Here is a 1626-nt window from a genome sequence, read left to right on the forward strand (position 1 = left end):
GGCCGGGGCCGGGCGGTTAGGCTCGATGGTGTGGACCCGAAGACCCGTAACCGGATCATGGCCGGTGTGCTTGTGCTGATGTTCGCCGTGGTCGCCCTCGCGGCGGCGCTGGGCAAGTGACCGCAGCGGCGGCGACCGGACGGANNGACCGCTGGGGTGAGCGGACGGGCGCCGGGGCCCGCCGACCGCTGGGGTGACTGGACGGATGCCGAGGGCCCGCCGACCGCTGGGGTGACTGGGACGGATGCCGGGGGCCCGCCGATCGCTGGGGTGAGCGGACGGATGCCGGGGAACCGCCGATCGCTGGGGTGACTGGACGGGCGCCTGGGAACCGCAGATCGCTGGGGTGACTGGACGGATGCCGGGGCCCGCCGATCGCCGGGGGCCCGCTGACCGCTGGGGTGAGCGGACGGATGCCGGGGGCCCGCTGACCGCTGGGGTGACTGGACGGGCGCCGGGGAACCGCCGACCGTCGGGGTGGGTCGGGGCCTGTGCGGGTCGGTCGTGCGGTTCCCCGTTCGTTCTCGGGGCGGAGCCCGGCGGTTACCAGGCGAAGGCCTCCGGGGACGGGCCCGGGCCCGGGAAGATCTCGTCCAGGGAGGCGAGCAGCTCCTCGCTCAGCTCCAGCTCGGCCGCCCGGATCGCGGACTCCAGCTGTGCGGCCGTGCGCGGCCCCACGATCGGGCCGGTGACACCGGGGCGGGTCAGCAGCCAGGCCAGGGCGGCCTCGCCCGGCTCGACGCCGTGCTTGTCGAGGAGGTCCTCGTACGCCTGGATCCGGCCGCGCGCGGCCGGGTCGGCGAGGGTGGCGGCGGCGCGGCCCGAGGTGCGCCGGCCGTCCTCGGCCTGCTTCTTGAGGACACCGCCGAGCAGCCCGCCGTGCAGCGGCGACCACGGGATGACCCCGAGCCCGTACTCCTGGGCGGCCGGGATGACCTCCATCTCGGCGCGGCGCTCGGCGAGGTTGTAGAGGCACTGCTCGCTGACGAGGCCGATGGTGCCCGAGCGCCGGGCGGCGATCTCGTTGGCCTGGGCGATCTTGTAGCCGGGGAAGTTGGAGGAGCCGGCGTAGAGGATCTTGCCCTGCTGGACCAGGACGTCGACGGCCTGCCAGATCTCCTCGAAGGGGGTGGCACGGTCGACGTGGTGGAACTGGTAGACGTCGATGTAATCCGTCCGCAGCCGCTTCAGGCTGGCGTCGACCGCCCGCCGGATGTTCAGCGCGGACAGCTTGTCGTGGTTGGGCCAGGCGTCGCCGTCCGCCGCCATGTTGCCGTACACCTTGGTGGCGAGGACGACCTTGTCGCGACGGTCGCCGCCGAGCGCGAACCAGTCGCCGATGATCTTTTCCGTACGGCCCTTGTTCTCGCCCCACCCATAGACATTGGCCGTGTCGAAGAAGTTGATCCCCGCGTCCAGCGCCGCGTCCATGATCGCGTGGCTGTCCGCCTCGTCGGTCTGCGGCCCGAAGTTCATGGTGCCGAGCACCAGCCGGCTGACCTTGAGCCCCGTGCGTCCGAGCTGTGTGTACTTCATGGTCCCCCAGCCAAGGCCGTGGAGTGCGCTCTAGGCAAGGGCCCCGCGCCCGGCCGCTGGTGCCTCGCGAGCGGCCGGGCGCGGGGCCCT

The 1626-nt window shown here is 73.0% G+C and carries 1 protein-coding gene; it reads right to left on the reverse strand.

Translation table 11 applies throughout. The features are described from left to right. Positions 1-543: 543 nt before the first annotated feature. Entirely contained in the window at positions 544-1536 is a 993-nt protein-coding gene (locus tag AOK15_RS40835; RefSeq protein ID WP_055524281.1) for an aldo/keto reductase, read from the reverse strand. Positions 1537-1626 lie beyond the last annotated feature (90 nt).

The organism is Streptomyces ossamyceticus, from assembly GCF_001418475.1.
In the GTDB taxonomy this organism is placed as follows: Bacteria; Actinomycetota; Actinomycetes; order Streptomycetales; family Streptomycetaceae; genus Streptomyces; species Streptomyces ossamyceticus.